The sequence below is a fragment of the Phytohabitans kaempferiae genome (genome assembly GCF_042433955.1).
GTDB classification, from domain to species: domain Bacteria; phylum Actinomycetota; class Actinomycetes; order Mycobacteriales; family Micromonosporaceae; genus Phytohabitans; species Phytohabitans kaempferiae.
The window spans coordinates 1-16804 of sequence record NZ_JBHLUH010000069.1 but is presented as its reverse complement, the minus strand read 5'-3'; the positions used below and the strand labels follow the sequence as shown (position 1 = coordinate 16804).

Genomic DNA, 16804 nt, shown 5'->3' with positions numbered 1-16804 from the left:
GCATCCTGACCAGCCACCTGCCTAACCGGCCCGGGTTCGCCGCCCCGTACGCGGCTGAATCTGCTTCACGCCCACGCGTATGTCCTGGGGCATCCTTGACATTCGCGTCCCTCCTGATGCTTGACATGATCCTTAAAGCACCGCTGGCGGGCCGCCATGGCCTGCAACAGCGGCTCGCATCGCGGCTGGGGCCTGCGTTTGGAGTCAGACGAACGCCTGGGAAACCCAGAACGCTGCATGACAGCGTGGACAGGCCGCTTCGCCGAAGAGATAGGACAGTTTGGCGGCAACAGCCGGTTGGTCATGGACATGCGCAAGAGCAAGCAGGCGGCCTTGAGGCGTGGGACCGCCCCTGGACAGCTCGGATCATAAACGGGGATTCGAACATATGGTCCCTTTGGTTGTATGAACTGCTCTTTGTCAACGAAAAGTGATCACGGCTGGAGAGCTTTTGCTGGGCCACTCACAGACGGTTTACCTGGACTGGTGTAGTCGTACCAGCGTCGTCGCGCGGGCGGGCGACGTTGGCTGCCGTGGGTGTGTCGTTCAGCGTCTTGATTGCGGGTCCGGTCGGCGGTGGTCGCTGGGCCGCGAGCCGCGTACTCGTTTGAACGCCACGCTCAACGCGAACGCCCCGGAGTAGCCGACCCGCCGGGCGATCGCGTCGACGGTCAGGTCGGTGTCGCGCAGCAGCTCAACGGCGAGGGCGATCCGCCAGCCTGTCAGGTGGGTCATCGGCGGTTCGCCGACCAGCGCTGTGAAGCGGCGGGCGAACGCTGCCCGCGACACCCCGGTCTTCGCGGCGAGCTCGGCCACAGTCCACGGGTGCGCCGGACTGTCGTGCATCAACCGCAGGGCGCTGCCCACCCACGGGTCGTCCAGCGCGCGGCACCAGCCCGGGGCGTCGTCGAACCACCCACGTAGCGCCGAGACCAGGATCAGGTCCAGCAACCGTTCCAGCACCAGCTTCTGCCCCGGCCGGTTGCGGGTTACCTCCTCGGCCATCGCTTCCGCCGACGGGACCGCGTTGCCGGCGGCGGGTACGACCAGGAGGGCGGGCAGGGCGTGCTGTAAGCGGCCGTTGAGCCCACCCCGGCGTGCGAACGCCCCGCTGAGCAGCACGGGGTTGTCGTCGGGGCCGTTGTCGTCCCGCCTGGCGCAGGTACGCGTGGGCCCGGTGCCGCCGGGGCAGTAGTCGGCTGCGGTGACCGTCCACGTCGGGCCCGACGACAGGGCCGACGACGGGGCGTCGGCCACGGCGTGCGGCACGTCGCCGCGCACAACGGCGATGTCGCCCTCGGCGATGCGCACCGGATCCCGCCCGTCGGCGACCACCCAGGCGTGGCCTCGCAGCATCATGGCCAGCATCAGCGGGGCACCGGTGGACATCCGCAGCGCCCAGGGCGGTCGCAGGACCGTCGGCCGGAACACCGCACCGCGGCCCCACACGTCCGCCAGCAGTTCGGAGACCGCATCCACCGCCCCGAGTGTAGACGTCGTGACATCGGTCAGATCGTCCAGAGCATGGATCCTCGCGTCTCATCCCGGTTGGCTCGGGTCATGAACACACAACCGATCCTCGTCACCGGGGCCACCGGCAAGTCCGGACGCCGCATCGTCACCCGCCTACGCGCCCGCGGGATACCGGTGCGCGCGGCGTCCCGCACCGGCGAGCATCTGTTCAACTGGACCGAACCCGGCACCTGGGACGCCGCGCTCGACGGCGTGCGCGCGCTCTACCTGGTACAGCTCAACGGCAGCCGGCTCGTTCGCCCGTTCGTCGACAGCGCGGTGCGCCACGGAGTGCGGCGCATCGTCCTGGCCTCAGGCCGCGGCCTCGACGATCCCGACTACATCCAGGGCAGCGCAGGCATCCGGGAAGCAGCGCTCGACAGCGAAGCCGCCGTACGCGACAGCGGGCTGGAGTGGACGATCAGCCGCCCCGGCTGGTTCGCGCAGACCTTCACCGAAGGCATCTACGCCAACGCCGTCCGAGCCGGTGAGCTGCGCCTGCCCGCCGGTGACGGCGCCGCCAGTTTCCTCGACGCCGACGACGTCGCCGCAGTGGTGGTCGCCGCCCTCACCGAGGACGGCCACACCGGCCAGACCTACGAGCTGTCCGGCCCAAACGCTGTGACACTCACCGAAGTGGCCGCCACCTTCTCCGAGGCCACCGGCCGCACCATCCGCTACGTGCCGCTATCGAGGCGAGAGTACGTCGCCGAGCTCCTGAACCAGGGTGTACCGGCCACGGACGCCGAAGCGTTCGCCAACGTGGCCGAGTCACTGCGCCTGGGCAAGGACGCACACGTGTCGGACGGTGTGCAGCGCGTCCTCGGCCGCCCACCACGAACCTTCGCCGAGGCGATTCGGGGTGCATAGCCCTCCACGGCGTGAACGACGGCGGTGCCGCCGTCGTCGTTCACGTCCACAGTGCCGCCAGCTCTACGGCTTCATTACCACGAGTTCCAGAACTTCGGGTCCAGCAGGAACATGTCGACGAATTGCTCCGGGCGTGGTGGCCCTTGCCCGCCTGACCGGGGCCTGCGCGGGTGTCCATTCCCGTCTGAGTTGGCAAATGATCAAGTCCTGAGCTGGGGTGCGACAGGTGTTGTGAGACGGGCCGGGGGTTGCTGTCTCAGTGATTCTGGGCGGATGTTGCCAGTTGGAATGAGCCATCTCAGTGAAGGTGGCACCGGAACGCGCTTCTCGCGCGGACGGCGGCCGATATGGAAGTCGTGCCATCTTGATGAGATGTTGATCTACTGCGTCGGGGTTGGTGGCCTGATGACTGGTGAGGATCTGGCGGTGCTCTCGCCGTACTTGACCGCGCGCATTCAGCGCTTCGGCGTCTATGCCACCGACGAGGTCGCCCTCACACCGGACGCCTACGACGCGCATTTCGGCGTCGATCTGGCCGCCGCAGCGTTGTTGTCGGTTGACACCGCTGTCGACTGACCGGTACTCGGTTGTCGGGACTGGGGTGTCAGGGAGCGGGCGACGCCTACACCAATTGATGTAGGCAGTACTCGATTGTCGTCGATCAAGGTGACATTCGCTGGACGACGCGGTACAGGCCGGGATTTCCATAGCGTCGGAGCACCCCGATTGAGGAGGCTCCATGTTCAGCACTGATCCGACCCGTACCTCGCCGGCGCAGAGGGGGCCGGAGGCGATTCAGCCGGCCACGGCGCGGCGCCCGCCTCGTACCGGCCGCCGGATCGCCGTGGACAGCGTTTTAGGTGGGCTGGTCCTGCCGCTGATCGGCTTCGCCGTAGCCGACGTGATCAACCCGGATTGGAGTCCGGCCGAGGCGATGATCAGCCACTACGTCCACGCTCCGCGTGGTGGGTGGTTGGTTCCGCTCGGCACGCTGAGCATGGCCGTCGCCTCCGGGACGCTGACATGGCTGGCTGCCGCGTACACCCAGGGTAGCCGCGCAGGCCTGGCGCTGCTCGGTGTCTGGACCGCCGGCCTGTTGGTTGCCGGCGTGTTCCCCACCGATCCGCCCGGCCAGTGGGACCAACCGCCGACCATGGCAGGCACGCTGCACGGGGTCGCCGCGCTGCTCGCCTTCGCGACATTGCCCCCAGCTACGGTCGTGCTCAGCCGGGTGTGGCGCCGGGATCACCGGTGGCGTCCGCTCGCCGGCGGACTGGCCGTCACGGCGGCACTGTCGGTGGTCGCTTTCGTACTATTCATGATTACGTTCTTCGACGTAATGGGCGGCCCATCCTTGGCGGTCGGAGCGTGGTCGACCGTCGCCGGTCTCGCCGAGCGGGTCATGGTGTGGGCCTACGTCGGCTGGCTCGTCGTCGCGGCGGTCGGACTGCGCCGGATCGAACGGGAAGGATAATCCTCTGATGGGACAGGCGGCGACCGGCGTGACCGCTGAGTTCACTGCGGCCTGGGTGCCGTACCAGCCGGTCCGGGAATTCGACGCTGCAGCGGCGGTGGCGATGTGCTGGATCGGACGGTCGCTGAGGCGGTGGATCGCCCGGCCGTGCTGCCGTGACTGGGCTGTCTACCCCGACACGGCCGTGGTCAGTTGACGGCGGCCGTGGTGATCGGCTCGCAGGCGACGCAGGTCGCCGCCGTATCGTGGACCTCGATGAGGGGGTGCGGGGCGAGACGGCCGAAATGGTCGCCAGGGCGAGCACCGGAGCAGGCAGGTGGTCCTCCGCGGCGATGTCGATATGGCCGGCCACGGTCACCGGTACCCGCCACAGCCGCCGCTGCGGTTCGCGATCAGTGTCGGGTTCGGTGCCTGCGGCGCCGATCGGCGGGCGGCCTGCGGGTCGACGTTGAGGTCGACGAACAGGCCGGCGTGCGGAGCCAGTACGGCGGCGACGGTGGCCATGGCCAGCGAGCGTGCGTGGCTGGTGTGGCTGGCAAGGACGGTCACGGTCGCCGGGAGCGTGCCGGTCCTCGGTACCGCGGACAGGCCGGATCAGCGGTACCTGCCAGGTTGTTGGTGGACTCGGTCAGGTCGGCACATCGCACCTACTGCTTGCACTGCTCGATAGTGAGGACGACAACGACGCTTACCGGCTAGTTGTGGACGCCGGAGGGGAACTTCAAGACATTCAGTCGCGGGTCGAGGCCGCATCTCGGCGTAGTACCTATTTGTGGGGTAACTGGTGGTCCAGCGCGATTTCCTGGGCAACGTTTGTCGCCGGCCAGCGTTGGAAGGCTGTCAGGACAACAATGTTGTTGCGTCGCGGCAGTTACTGGTTCATTGGTATCCGATGTGTACTGCTAGGTGCATAACAAGAGAGGGTGGTAATGAGCTTCTGGCGCCGGATTGTGGACCTGTTGGGTGACGAAGCGCGCATAAGGCGATTCTTCCAGATTGGTCCTTTCGTGGTTGCGGCCTTCGCGATCCTGGGATTCTGGAGGAACTGGTTCGAATGGTCGGATGCCGCCATCCTGATGTCCTTGGCGTGTCTTGCGGCGACGATTTACTTCACGCGGGTGCGCAAGGAACGACACACCGAATCTGATCGCGACGAAGGTGTATAGGCTTGGCGGCAAGCATCTCAAGCCTGGCAGGACGCGACTTGCGGCGGTCGCGTCCGCAGGCGGTACGGTTGGCATCGCACATAGGTCGTCCGCTGGATTACACAACGTCCGCTTGTCTCCAGGGCCCAAGGCCGCGTCGACCTTGACCCCGCCGCCAGCCCTGGGCAGAGGCCACCACCACCAGACGGGTCGCCCACGATCGCCGGGCGCGAGCAGGACGAGACTGTCGTCGGCCTGGATCGCTGCGGGGGAGGACTCACGAGACATCGCAAGTGATCCCCTTGGCGGAGCTATCGCGATCGGTGAACTGCGAAGAGACCCCGACCGTTCCAAGGTGCCTAGGCTGTCGTTGTTCCGGCAGATAGTATTGGGTTGGGTTACATGTACGGTCGTCGATAGGAGGCACATGGCGTCGCGGGTAGCTGTCGCTCTGAGGGTCACTGCCTTTGTAACCTGGGCTGCCGTTGGGGCTTTAGCGTTCCTTGGCGTCATCGATTGGGATATCGCCCCCTTTCTTGCAATTTCTTCCATGATGCCGTGGATCATCTATGTGTTGGTCACGAGAAGCAAATCTCGCAAGCCGGATTGAGTGCGTGAACCTCGCTTTCTAGGCTTGACTTGATTGGTCTTTGGGGAAATTGGCTTTAGCGAGCCTGGTACCTACTGCCGCGCCGACGAGTACGGCATCGTCGACGGCCAGGCACCCGACCGCTACGGCTGGCTCGGCGCAAGCAACGCTCCACCAATGCCCTCGGCGGTCTCATCCTCATGGGCGCCTCTATAGCCCACGCATGGCCGCTTTCTCGCCACCGACCCCGTCGCAGGCGGTAACTGCAACGCCTCCGAATACACCTGCGGCGACCCATCAACAACGAAGACCTCGACGGCGACGCAGGCTGCTACCGATGGTCCATCACGTGTAAGGCAAGTCGCGCAAAATCATCCCTTGTAAACGCGCACGAACCCTCTACTCGGCGACCGAGGCGCTGGCGAGTACCCATGGCGACGGGGTGAGTGTCGATACCTGTGGTTCGTTCCCGGTTCTCCATGCAGTCACAAAGGACCAGAGCTGGCTACCAACGGTTCGAGCGTCGGTACTGTGGTCGAGCCGCCAGGACGCGAGCATGGATCGCTGTCAGCGCCTTCGCTGCAGGATTGTCGGTTGCGGGATTGCCATATGGCGCTGGTGTCGCCATGATGGAGGTCCGCTGTGCCTACTGATAGCAAATGTGATGGAGCCAGTTGTATGTGGTGGAAATCGCTTCCGCCAACGCTGGATTCGGCGACGCACATCGAACTTATTCGGTGTCCTATTTATGCACCTGGTCGACCTTTCTGGTTCGGAACCTGCAGGTTTGGCTGCTCACTCAGGGTCCCTGGATCACTAGAGGTTTACGTGAGTCGATCAGTCGTGGCTTGCCCAGATGTTCAAGACCACCGTGGTACCGCCATGCCTACCCGCCGGTCGATTCTGCGCTCGGGCGGTCCAGCCAACTGGCGATGGTGCCGCAAGTGCGGTTGCCTGTTTTCGCCGGAAACGGCGTGTCAGCCACCCGCTGCCCAGCGGGAGGTAACCACGACGGCAGCCTGAGTGGAGACTACGCGCTCCGCCTCTGAGGGCCGCGCTAACGTCGCCTCGTGGTGGATCTGCTGGAGCGTGGGGCGTTGCTGGACGAGCTTGGTGGCGTCCTGGCGGAAACGGCGGCGGCCGGTCGGGTGGTGCTGGTGGCCGGTGAGGCGGGTGTTGGCAAGTCGGCGTTGGTCCGGTGGTTCGGCGAAGGGCTTTCCGGGCAGGTGCGGTTCGTGTACGGGGTGTGTGATCCGCTACTTACGCCGCGGGCGCTGGGACCGCTGCATGACCTGGCCCGGGAGGTAGGCGGCCGGTTGGCCGATCTGTTGGCCGCCGGTAGTCCTCGTGAGCAGCTGTTCGCGGCACTCCTGGACGAGTTGGACCAGCGGTCACGGCGGCAGGTGGTGGTCATTGAGGACGCGCACTGGGCCGACGAGGCGACGCTGGACCTGCTGCTGTTCCTGGGGCGGCGAATGGCGCGGATCCGCACGTTGTTGATCGTCACGTACCGCGATGACGAGCTCGGCGTGGATCATCCGCTGCGCGCTGTCGTGGGACGGCTGCCGCCGGAGGTGGTGCGGCGGATGCGCCCTGGGCCGCTGTCCGAGGCGGCGGTCGCGGAGCTCGCGGCTCGGTCTGAGCGGCCGGCGACTGGGCTGCACGCGCTGACCGGGGGAAACCCGCTGCTGGTGACCGAAGTGCTCGCGGCCGGTGGCGCCGGAGTGCCGATGACGGTGCGGGATCTGGTCCTGGCGCGGTTCGTCGGACTCCCCGTCGAGGCGCAGGAGGCGGTGCGGTTGGTCGCGGTAGTTCCGACCCGGGCCGAGCTGTGGCTCCTGGAGCAGGCGCTGGAGTCTGGGCTGATGGCGGTCGATCCGGCTGTGGCGGCCGGGCTGCTGGTCACCGGTCCTGAGGGGGTCGGGTTTCGGCATGAGCTGCTGCGGCGGGCGGTGGAGGCTTCGCTGTCGGCTGTCGTTCGTCGAAAGCTGAACCGGCAGGTGCTGGCCGTTCTCACCGGCTTGGAAGGCAGGGATGTGGACCTGGCGCGGCTGGTGCACCACGCACGTGAGGCCGGAGATGTCGAGGCGGTGCTGCGGTACGCGCCGGAGGCGGCTCGGCTGGCGGCGGCGGTGGCGGCCCACCGGGAGGCGGTTGAGCACTATCGGGCGGTGCTTCGGCATGCCGACCGGCTGCCTGGGGCGATCCATGCCGAGCTGCTGGAGGGCTACTCGGTGGAGTGCTACCTCTCCGGGCTCTCCGTCGAGGCGGTCTCGGCCCGCCATGCCGCGGTGGGCCTGCGGGAAAGGCTCGGTGACCGGGAGCAGGTCGGGGCGGGGCTGCGCTGGCTGTCCCGGCTGCACTGGTGGGACGGCAATCGGCACGAGGCGGAGGCCGCCGCCGCGCGCGCCATCGCGGTACTCGAGACCTTGGGGCCCAGCCACGAGCTGGCGATGGCGTACAGCAACCAGGCGCAGCTGGACATGCTCGACAACCGTTTGACCGCGGCGATCGGCTGGGCGGAGCGGGCCATCGAGCTGGCGGTGCGGTTCGAGGACCAGCAAACAGTCAGCCACGCACTGACCAACATCGGGTCGGCCCGGATCCTGGCCGGCGACCCGGGCGGACGGGCGGACCTGGAGCGGGCGTTCGAGGTCGCGGTGGCCGCCGGTTTGGTGGACGACGCCGCCCGCGCCCTGGTCAACCTGTCCACGGACAGCGCGGTCATGCGCGACCATCACCACGCCCGACAGGACCTGGACCGGGCGTTCGCGTTCGTCCAGGCACGGGAGTTGTCCGGGTACATCCAGCACGTGCAGGGGTTCCGGGCACGGCTTCGGTTGGACCTGGGGGACTGGGCCGGTGCCGAGCGGGACGCGCGCGAAGCGCTGGCCCTGCCGGTGGCGGGCGGCGCGCGGGTAGTGGACTGCCTGGTGCCATTGGCCTTGCTGGAGGCCCGCCGGGGCGACCCGGCCGCCGCGGCGACGCTGCAGGAAGCGACAGAGCGAGGGTTCGCCACGGTCGAGTTGCAGTGGACCGCGCCGGTAGCCGCCGCGCGGGCCGAGTACGCGTGGCTGCACGGTGACGACGGCCGGATCGCCGAGGAGGCCACGGCACTGTTCGAGCGTGCCGTACGAGCTGCGCACCCGTGGTTCACCGGCGAGTTGGCGTTCTGGCTGTGGCTGGCCGGCGCGCTGCCGGAGACGCCGGCTGTGGTCGCCGAGCCGTACCGGCTGCTGCTGGCGGGGGATTGGCAGGCGTCGGCAGAGGCGTGGCGAGCGATGGGCTGCCCATACCAGCGGGCGCTGGTGCTGGCCTGCGGTGACCGGGAGGAGGCGGCATCGGAGGCGCTGGTGCTGCTCGATGGTCTGGGTGCCCGGCAGGCGGCGCTGCGGGTGCGCCAAGATCTGCGGCGGCGCGGTCACCGGCGGTTGCCGCGCGGCCCGATCCGGGCGACTGCCGCCAATCCGGCCAGGCTCACCGCCCGGCAGGTGGAGGTGCTCGCGCTGCTGGCCGAAGGGCTGAGCGACGCGGCGATCGCTGCCCGGCTGTCGCTGTCGACCAAGACCGTCGGTCACCACGTCTCGGCGCTGCTCGGCAAACTGGCCGTCCGATCGCGGCACGAGGCCGCCGCCGCGGCCCGCCGGCTCGGGGTCGTCCCGGTCAAAGATAGGGAGCCGGGCGGCCAAAACTAGGGAACCGCTCCCGATCTCCGCCCCGGGGACCGGGTCCTACCGTCAACGCCGACCGATCTCACCAGGGGGTCGCGAGATTTGGGGGGACCCATGGACATCGCAACGATCAAGCAGCGGCAGCAGGCCACGTGGGCCGCGGGCGACTACGCGGCCGTCGGGACCCGGCTACTGCCGGTTGCCGAGCTGCTATGTGAGGCCGTTGACCTCCGCGCCGGCGAACTGGTGCTGGATGTGGCCTGCGGCAACGGCAACGCTGCCCTGGCCGCGGCCCGCCGCTTCGGCAAGAGCGTGGGTGTCGACTTCGTCCCCGCCCTGCTGGACCGGGCACGACGGCGCGCGGACGCCGAAGGTCTCGACGTGACGTTCGAGGAGGCGGACGCGGAGTCGCTGCCGTTCCCGGACGCCTCGTTCGACGTGGTGCTGTCGACCTGCGGTGCCATGTTCGCGCCCGACCAGGAGCGGACTGCGAAAGAGCTGCTGCGGGTCTGCCGGCCCGGCGGAAGGATCGGGATGGTCAACTGGACCCCGGACAGCTACGTCGGTGAGCTGTTTCGCACCATCGGCCGGTACGTGCCGCCGCCGCCCGGGCTCCGGCCGCCGGTGCTGTGGGGCGATGCCAATCGGCTGCGCGAGCTGTTCGGGCCCGACGTGACCATCTCGGCGCCACGTCGAAGCTTCCACTGGCGGTTCCCATCCGCGGAACATCAGGTGGAGTTCTTCACGACGTTCTACGGCCCGACCAACCGAGCCGCCGCGGCGGTGGCGGTCGACCGCGCCGCCGATCTACGGGCCGACATGCTCGACGTGGTCAAGCAGTTCAATGTCTCCGGCGACGAGACGCTGGTGCTCCGGATGGACTACCTGGAGGCGGTCATCACGAAGCAGGCCGGCTCCGATGCCTGAGCCGGCGGTCAGGGTGGCCGCGATCCAGGCCGCGCCTGTGCTGCTCGACCTGGAAGCCAGCCTGGCGAAGGCGACGAAGCTGATCGAGACCGCGGCCGCGAACGGAGCCCGGCTGCTGGTGTTTCCGGAAGCCTTCCTGCCCGGCCCGCCGGTCTGGATCGACGAGGTGTTACCGGGCGAGGACGCGGTTTGGCACCTGCGGCTGCTGGAGCAGTCGGTGGTGGTCCCCGGGCCGGTCACCGACCGCCTGGGCGAGGCCGCCCGGGACGCGGGCGTACACCTCGTGATGGGGGTGAACGAACGCGAGGAGCACGGCGGCACGGTCTACAACTCCATCCTGTACTTCGACCCGGACGGGCGGCTGCTCGGAAAGCACCGCAAGCTTGTACCGACCCACGCCGAACGGTTGGTGTGGGGCATGGGCGACGGCTCCGACCTGCGGGTACACGACACCGGCGCGGGCCGGCTCGGCGGGCTGATCTGCTGGGAGAACTTCATGCCGCTGGCCCGCTTCACGCTGTACGCCCAAGGCATCGAGATCTGGGTGGCACCGACGCTGGCCACGCATGAGCCGTGGGTGGCCAGCATGCGCCACATCGCCCGGGAAGGCGTCTGCCACGTCATCGGCGTCGGCCCGGCTATCCGCTTCGCGGACGTTCCCGACAGCGTGCCCGACCGGGAACGGCTGTGGCGACCGGACCATCCGCGTGGCGAGTGGATCCTTGAGGGGTACTCGGTCATCGTCGCCCCGGACACCTCCGTGCTGGCCGGCCCGCTGGTCCGTGAGGAAGGCATTCTCTACGCCACCCTCGACCTCTCCTCCGGCCGGGCCCGCCGGCGCCTTTTCGATCCGGCCGGCCACTACAACCGGCCCGACGTCTTCCGGCTGACCGTCGACGACTCCCAGGATTCGTTAGATGCTAAGGTCGATGTTAGTAGCAACGGACGTCGATCTAAAGGGGACGGATCCGATGGTACGACGGGGATCGCGGACAGGGAACCGGGCGGGCCGGTTCGGGACGAAGGCTGAGCTGCTGGCCGGTGGCGCCGAGGTGCGCGCCCTGCGGTACCAGCGGGCCAGCCAGGACAAGAAGGAACAGGGCAAGAGCGTTCACGACCAGGGCAAGCTGAACGTCAAGGAGATCAACGCCCACGGGTGGACGGATGCCGGGTCGTTCACCGACAACGACCGCTCAGCCAGCCGGCACGCGACCAAGGAGCGGGAGAAGTTCGAGCTGCTGATCGAGGCCATCCGTAAGGGCAAGGGCGATGTCCTCGTGATTTGGGAGATGTCCCGCAAGGAACGCGACCTCGCCGTGTACGTGCAGATCCGGGACATGTGTCACGAGGTCGGTTTGTTCTTCTGGCTCGTGGGCGGGGTCTTGTTCGATCTGCGGGACAAGAACGACCGGATGATGCTCGGCTTCCAAGCCGTGCAGGCGGAGTGGATGGCCGACTCGATCCGGGACAACGTGCTGCGCGGCATCGTCGGCGCGGCCGAGGCCGGCCGCCCGCACGGCACCGTGACCTACGGCTATCGGCGGATCTATCACCAGCGCACCAAGGCGTTGGAGCGGCAGGAGCCGGACATCGAGATCCGGCAGACGACCGCCGAGGACGGCACGGTCACCGAGTACACGCACGCCGGGGTGGTGCGGGAGATCTTCGAGAAGGTGTCCGGCGGCACCCCGCTGATCACCATCGAGCAGTCGTTGAACGCCAGCGGCATCCCGTCTCCACGGGGGGCGCGGTGGCTGCGGGGGATCATCCGGAAGATCGCGATGAACCCGGCTTACATCGGCAAGCGGGTGTTCCGGGGTGAGGTGGTCGGGGACGGGATCTGGCCTGCGCTGGTGGATGAAGAGGTCTTCTGGGCGTCCGTTCGGTTGTTGGAGGACCCGTCCCGGACGACCACCCGGGCGGGACGGGCCGTGCACCTGCTGTCCTACATCGTGTTGTGCGGGGTCTGTGGTGGGCCGATCTCCTCGTCCAACGTGTCCCGGCACGGCTGGTCCGGCCGCGTCTACTCCTGCCTGAAGAAGCGTTGTGCGGCGGTGAAGGCGGAGTTCCTGGACGAGTACGTGCAACGCGTCGTGGTGGCGTGGCTGGCCCGTCCGGAGGTGTTCGAGGACCTGTCCTCCGGGGTCGGGGATGAGCAGGTGTCGCACGCCCGCGCCGAGGCGGAACGCTTGCGGGCGGACTTGGAGGACTACAAGAAGCTGGCGGAGTCCGGTGAGGTCAAGGCAATCGACTTCGTGCGGATCTCCAAGGGCTTGGAGAGGCAGATCGCCGAGCACGACGCCCGCGCGGCCGAGGCGGGGATCCCGCCTGTGCTACGCGGCCGGATCGGCCCGCAAGCCGTGACGGCGTGGGCCGAGCTGGGCGACGAGGTAGGTGTGAAGCGGGAGATCATCCGCACGGTGGCGGACATCAAGCTGTTGCCGGCCCGGCACAAGGGCGACCGCTCTCCGTTCGGTGCGCACCGCTTGGAGTGGACGTGGAAGTTCGGCCCAGAGTCCGAGGACAGTACGGCCGGGTAGCCGTTCACAGGCAGAGTGCCGGGCGCCGCGACGAGGGGGGACATGCTTCTAGGGCCTTCGACGCCGGCCAACTTTCCGACCGCCAGGTAGGCCGGCCGTGGAAGGCACTACAACGCCACCACGACAGCCTCGAACTTCTTGGCCTGCGACGGCTTCACTTTGCCGGATATCCGCACCAAGATCCGCTCATCCTTTGCCCCCGGCGGTGCAGCCACACTTCGACGTCGACCAGGTGCCGGTCAAACGGCGGTAGCACGCCGGTATCAGCCCTCAGCGACCCGGCCGGGCCGGCGGCAACGAGACATACGCTCACGGGACATTCGGTCGCGTTCTTTGCCATTCTCCCGATTGATCACCTTGGGACGATACATCGATCTTGAAGGTTGGGTTCGTTACATCTATGGCAATCTTTCTGTCAATTCCAGCTGGCCTCACCGTTGACCTCATCGCTATCTTGCCGACTTCCGCAAGAGTGCTTACTATCGGGATGTCGGCGTGCACCGACCACCGGAAGAATCCCGGTCCTTCAATAATGATCTGTTCGTCACCTTGAAGAACAGTATGTATGCGAGAATCCGGCTCGGAACGACGACCCCAAATAAGTCCCGAGGTCTTTTGTGCAAGAAAATCGACCGCTAGATCGACTTCTCCCTCCACTCCGTCGATAAACGCCGTGGCCTCTGCTTGATGATTCGGCAAGATTACGGATGCCCCCATGGGGACCACCGCATAGCACGTCACGGTAAAACCCATCGACACATTTCCTTCCGCGCGACGTCTGAGCCAGCCGCTACTCTCAATCATGTCGATGGTAGGCAGGGTTCCCTGCGGAACCAGGAGTCGAAGAAGGTTTGCTCGGCTTGCGGATCGGACGCTTGTTCCCTCTCGCCAGGGCACCTCAAAACTAACGGCACCACCATGCGGCTGACCGTACACTTGATTTTTTACGACGAATGGCGCGCGCTCTGCGTCGAGTGCCAATGCAACAACACTCACTCCACCGAAGTCAACGACGACATCTTTCATCTGCGGCGATTCGCCGTCGAATTCCGCTGACACGCGCTGCCACCAATTAGCAATGTCTAGAGGCGAGGCTCCGACGGGACCACGGCTCTCGTCTACGCCAACGAGCCAAAGTACCGTCTCGCCTGCGTTCACATTACAGAGGGCGCCTAGACGTCTAGCAGCCTTGTTGGCCTCAACCGGCCAATCTCGCTTTAGCTCGACTCGGCTGTCCTCAACGGTTGCTCCCTGGTCAAGTTGTTCTAGTATTCTGCGCGTCCAGACTTCCATGTCGCGAGCCCGCATGAACTACTCTCCTTGCTCGTTGTTCTATAGCTCGGCCCGGGTATCGCGTAACGCATGTAGGCATCAATCCTCGACGGCGGATGCCCGGGGGACGAATCACGTAGCGTATCTACACCTGCGGGTAATCGGTTCAGCCAGTCCCGGCTGATGGCGCGTCTGATCATGTCTCTATGCCTCGTACCTAGCTTTATCTGCACCAAGGACGCTCGGCGTGCTATGGCATGCCTTCGGGTGGCGGGTCGGCCAGCACCTTGATCCCGATCTTTTCAAAATCTAGAAAGACTCGCTTAACGTGGTTGAGGTGTCGGTAGATGACCGTGCGCTCCTCGGCTTTGGTAGGAGATCCACTCCAGACCGGGGCAAAGACCTCCGGGTTGCCTACGGAAGTTTCCGCCGCATCGAGCGCCGCTAGCAGATCGGGATGCCTTGTTTCGAAGCGAAGCTTTCGTGCGTTCGACCTGATGAGTTCCATGTTGCTCGCCATCGCACGCCCGCTATCGGTGTTCACCCACTCGATAATATCGCGCGTTTTCCAACCATTTCTTGCGCTCAGGGTGGCGACTATTTGCATCATTTCGGTCCACCTGTTGGCGGCGTGAACCATGTCCGCAATAAGCAACCGCTGTCGTTGACGCCGTTCTTCCTGCCGGGCGGATTCCGCCGCTGCATAGATGCCGCTAAGAAGCCGTTCTTCCAGCGTAGTGAAGGACGCAGTGACGACGTCTGTCACTTCGGCGTCAGTCAGGGTCCAAGAACGTTGCACAGTCTGATACTCGGCGAGTTGTTTCTTCTTCCACTCGCGCAGCATGTCAGCGGTGAAATGCTGCGGAGTTTGATCAATCTCCCACGCGTGGGTCTCGCACAGAGGGATCAAATTCGACGCGTCCCGGTTAGCCGCCTCGGACATGTCCGGGTCCCAGCGTGGGCCGCCCGGGCTACGGGCGTGTATGTGGGCGATCCGGCTGTTGAGGATGTACTCGCCGGTGTCATCGTTCAACCGATATAGGGGCCTTTTACAGGAAGGCTCCCCGCACCTCCATGCCGTTCCATACAGTTGCTTGATCGTGCCCTCTGTAGGGGTTCGATGCTCAATCGGCCCGGTGCTAGGTGAGGCGTTCGACACCCGACCATCATCGCTTACGGCAGCTCGTCCAGTGAGCAGTCCAGTGCCAGCCCGTAGGGTCGGAGGGTCTGGAGCCCCGTGATCAAGCACCGACGCCTGGACGGCGAGGCCGAAGAAGGTACCGATCTCGTTCCGCACACCGCCGACGCTAGGCGCTGCCGCCGAGTTCGCTGATTCGGGTCTCCGCGAAGTCGGCCTCACCGACGGCGAGGGTGGCGGGACCTGGGTCACTGCCGGCTGGTCAAGGAGAACCTCCAGCTCGGCACGCTGCTGGCAGTGGAGGACGGCTGCGCCCTGGCGAGCGCCCGACGGACATCAGGTCCTTCCTTCTCGGTGACGCCGGTCGGAACGCGACCCAATCCGTCGTGTCGCCATCAAACCGGTCGACACGGCGAGCATCATTAGCTTGTGGTCCAGCTTGATCCGACCTGGCTTGATGCTTCCGCGCCTTGGAACGTGAAGGCGCGTCGCGCTGCCCGCCATCTGACCGAACTGCGGCAAGAAGTGGACGCGTTTCGCAGCCGCCGCCCGTTCGCTCTGACGCCCGAACCCACCGACACTCCCGGGCGCTTGGCCTACCGGCTCAAGTTCCGCGAGCCCATCCCGGCTGATCTGTCGGCGATCGTCGGCGACGTGCTACACAACCTTCGCTCGGCCCTGGAATGCGTGGCGTACGAGCTGGCGCAGCGAACCCGCGGGGCGGCTCTGACACCCACCGAGGAGCGGGCCACCACGTTCCCCATCCGGCCAACACCCGAGAGCTTCGAGGAGTTCTTCACCGAAAACAAGCGGCGCAGCACACTCTTCGACGCCCGATCCCGGACCGCACTTCGCCGAGTCCAGCCGTTCTGGCTAGCCGACCAAGCGCGAGAGCTCAACATCGACCTCAACGACAGCGTAGATCGCGTTGCCTGGGACGAGCTGACCCGCCTCGATGCGCTGTGGAACATTGACAAGCACCGGCGACTGACGGTCACAGCCTGGTGGCCGGAGATCATCTACTGGGGCAGCAACGGCGAGTCCCAGCGCAAGGCGTACCGAGGTGACGGCACAGTCGCCGACGGCTCCATCCTGCTCTACGTCGACGGCACCGACGAAGGACAGGGAGACGAGCTGTCATACGAGTTCAACCTCACGCTGACCGACGACCCCGCCCGGCATGCGAACCCCAACGCCGGGCAGGACGTCGTCCAACTTCTCGGAAGCTGGCACTCTCGCATCGTCAACTGGGTGTTCCCCACCATCTACACCGCGCTGGCATCCGCACCCACACGATAGATCGCCGCCGTTGCCGTGCCGGGCGCCGCGACGAGGGTTGTCGTGGCGCCCGGCACCGGCTACGCGGCCGGGTCGATGCGTCTGCGCCGGTTGAGACGCAGCAACCGGGAGAGCCTGGCGCGTTGGTCTTCGGTCATGGGCGGTGCCTGCGCGGCGAGTGCTTGGACCTCGTCTTCGGTCGCGAGGTCGAGAAGGTAGCGGGCCATCGGTAACGTCCCCCGTGCGTCCGGATGGCCGGGTGTGCTCGCGTGCGGGTTGTCGGGGGCGGGCTCACCCGTCGGCGTTGCCTCGCCGGTGGGCGCCCGGTCGCCTAGTAGTGCTTGGTCATGATCGTTAGCCGGCGCGTGGTTGGCGTTGCGGGAGTTGG

Annotated in this window: 14 protein-coding genes; 9 read left to right on the top strand and 5 right to left on the bottom strand. The window is 66.5% G+C overall.

Going from position 1 to position 16804, the window contains the following annotated elements:
- Positions 1 to 546: 546 nt before the first annotated feature.
- Positions 547 to 1479, bottom strand: coding sequence for an AraC family transcriptional regulator (locus ACFFIA_RS32280; RefSeq protein WP_377258216.1), 933 nt, complete (start codon positions 1477 to 1479; stop codon positions 547 to 549).
- An 81-nt stretch (positions 1480 to 1560) separates the two neighbouring features.
- On the opposite strand from ACFFIA_RS32280, the gene ACFFIA_RS32275 reads away from it, so the two are divergent.
- The 3 genes from ACFFIA_RS32275 to ACFFIA_RS32265 all read left to right on the top strand — a co-directional run bounded on the left by ACFFIA_RS32275 (position 1561) and on the right by ACFFIA_RS32265 (position 3856).
- A complete protein-coding gene (locus tag ACFFIA_RS32275; protein ID WP_377258213.1) occupies positions 1561 to 2382 on the top strand; it encodes an NAD(P)H-binding protein in 822 nt (273 codons plus the stop codon).
- A gap of 372 nt (positions 2383 to 2754) precedes the next feature.
- A complete protein-coding gene (locus ACFFIA_RS32270) occupies positions 2755 to 2958 on the top strand; it encodes a hypothetical protein (RefSeq protein ID WP_377258222.1) in 204 nt (67 codons plus the stop codon).
- 163 nt (positions 2959 to 3121) lie between these two features.
- A complete protein-coding gene (locus ACFFIA_RS32265) occupies positions 3122 to 3856 on the top strand; it encodes a DUF998 domain-containing protein (RefSeq protein WP_377258211.1) in 735 nt (244 codons plus the stop codon).
- Positions 3857 to 4210: 354 nt separating this feature from the next.
- On the opposite strand, the gene ACFFIA_RS32260 is transcribed toward ACFFIA_RS32265, so the two are convergent.
- Positions 4211 to 4405, bottom strand: coding sequence for a hypothetical protein (locus ACFFIA_RS32260; RefSeq protein WP_377258219.1), 195 nt, complete (start codon positions 4403 to 4405; stop codon positions 4211 to 4213).
- Between the two features lie 380 nt (positions 4406 to 4785).
- On the opposite strand from ACFFIA_RS32260, the gene ACFFIA_RS32250 reads away from it, so the two are divergent.
- The 5 genes from ACFFIA_RS32250 (at position 4786) to ACFFIA_RS32230 (ending at position 12728) form a co-directional block, all read left to right on the top strand.
- On the top strand, positions 4786 to 5022 hold the full coding sequence (locus ACFFIA_RS32250) for a hypothetical protein (protein WP_377258205.1): 237 nt from the start codon (positions 4786 to 4788) through the stop codon (positions 5020 to 5022).
- Positions 5023 to 6660: 1638 nt separating this feature from the next.
- The gene (locus tag ACFFIA_RS32245) at positions 6661 to 9285 is read left to right on the top strand and encodes an ATP-binding protein (protein WP_377258202.1); all 2625 of its coding nucleotides are present in this window, start codon (positions 6661 to 6663) and stop codon (positions 9283 to 9285) included.
- Positions 9286 to 9375: 90 nt separating this feature from the next.
- A complete protein-coding gene (locus ACFFIA_RS32240) occupies positions 9376 to 10188 on the top strand; it encodes a class I SAM-dependent methyltransferase (RefSeq protein WP_377258199.1) in 813 nt (270 codons plus the stop codon).
- Positions 10181 to 11218 carry a carbon-nitrogen hydrolase family protein gene (locus ACFFIA_RS32235; protein WP_377258197.1) on the top strand — a complete coding sequence of 346 codons (1038 nt, stop codon included), beginning with the start codon at positions 10181 to 10183 and terminating at the stop codon, positions 11216 to 11218. The genes ACFFIA_RS32240 and ACFFIA_RS32235 overlap by 8 nt, the downstream gene beginning before the upstream one ends.
- Before the next feature lie 22 nt (positions 11219 to 11240).
- Positions 11241 to 12728, top strand: coding sequence for a recombinase family protein (locus ACFFIA_RS32230; protein WP_377258194.1), 1488 nt, complete (start codon positions 11241 to 11243; stop codon positions 12726 to 12728).
- A gap of 309 nt (positions 12729 to 13037) precedes the next feature.
- On the opposite strand, the gene ACFFIA_RS32225 is transcribed toward ACFFIA_RS32230, so the two are convergent.
- Complete coding sequence (locus ACFFIA_RS32225; RefSeq protein WP_377258191.1) at positions 13038 to 13787, bottom strand: hypothetical protein; 750 nt, start codon at positions 13785 to 13787, stop codon at positions 13038 to 13040.
- A gap of 463 nt (positions 13788 to 14250) precedes the next feature.
- Positions 14251 to 15033 (bottom strand): hypothetical protein, encoded by a 783-nt coding sequence (locus ACFFIA_RS32220; protein ID WP_377258188.1) that lies wholly within the window; start codon positions 15031 to 15033, stop codon positions 14251 to 14253.
- 534 nt (positions 15034 to 15567) lie between these two features.
- Here ACFFIA_RS32220 and ACFFIA_RS32215 point away from each other — a divergent pair.
- On the top strand, positions 15568 to 16437 hold the full coding sequence (locus ACFFIA_RS32215) for a hypothetical protein (protein WP_377258185.1): 870 nt from the start codon (positions 15568 to 15570) through the stop codon (positions 16435 to 16437).
- 59 nt (positions 16438 to 16496) lie between these two features.
- Here ACFFIA_RS32215 and ACFFIA_RS32210 read toward each other — a convergent pair.
- The coding region (locus ACFFIA_RS32210) for a hypothetical protein (RefSeq protein ID WP_377258183.1) at positions 16497 to 16804 on the bottom strand (308 nt) is incomplete at its 5' end.

What these genes read in the sequence shown, in the direction of transcription:
- ACFFIA_RS32235 (WP_377258197.1), top strand. Translation starts at nt 10,181, where the DNA reads ATGCCTGAGCCGGCGGTCAGGGTGGCCGCGATCCAGGCCGCGCCTGTG.
- ACFFIA_RS32270 (WP_377258222.1), top strand. Translation starts at nt 2,755, where the DNA reads ATGTTGATCTACTGCGTCGGGGTTGGTGGCCTGATGACTGGTGAGGAT.
- ACFFIA_RS32240 (WP_377258199.1), top strand. Translation starts at nt 9,376, where the DNA reads ATGGACATCGCAACGATCAAGCAGCGGCAGCAGGCCACGTGGGCCGCG.
- ACFFIA_RS32275 (WP_377258213.1), top strand. Translation starts at nt 1,561, where the DNA reads ATGAACACACAACCGATCCTCGTCACCGGGGCCACCGGCAAGTCCGGA.
- ACFFIA_RS32250 (WP_377258205.1), top strand. Translation starts at nt 4,786, where the DNA reads ATGAGCTTCTGGCGCCGGATTGTGGACCTGTTGGGTGACGAAGCGCGC.
- ACFFIA_RS32265 (WP_377258211.1), top strand. Translation starts at nt 3,122, where the DNA reads ATGTTCAGCACTGATCCGACCCGTACCTCGCCGGCGCAGAGGGGGCCG.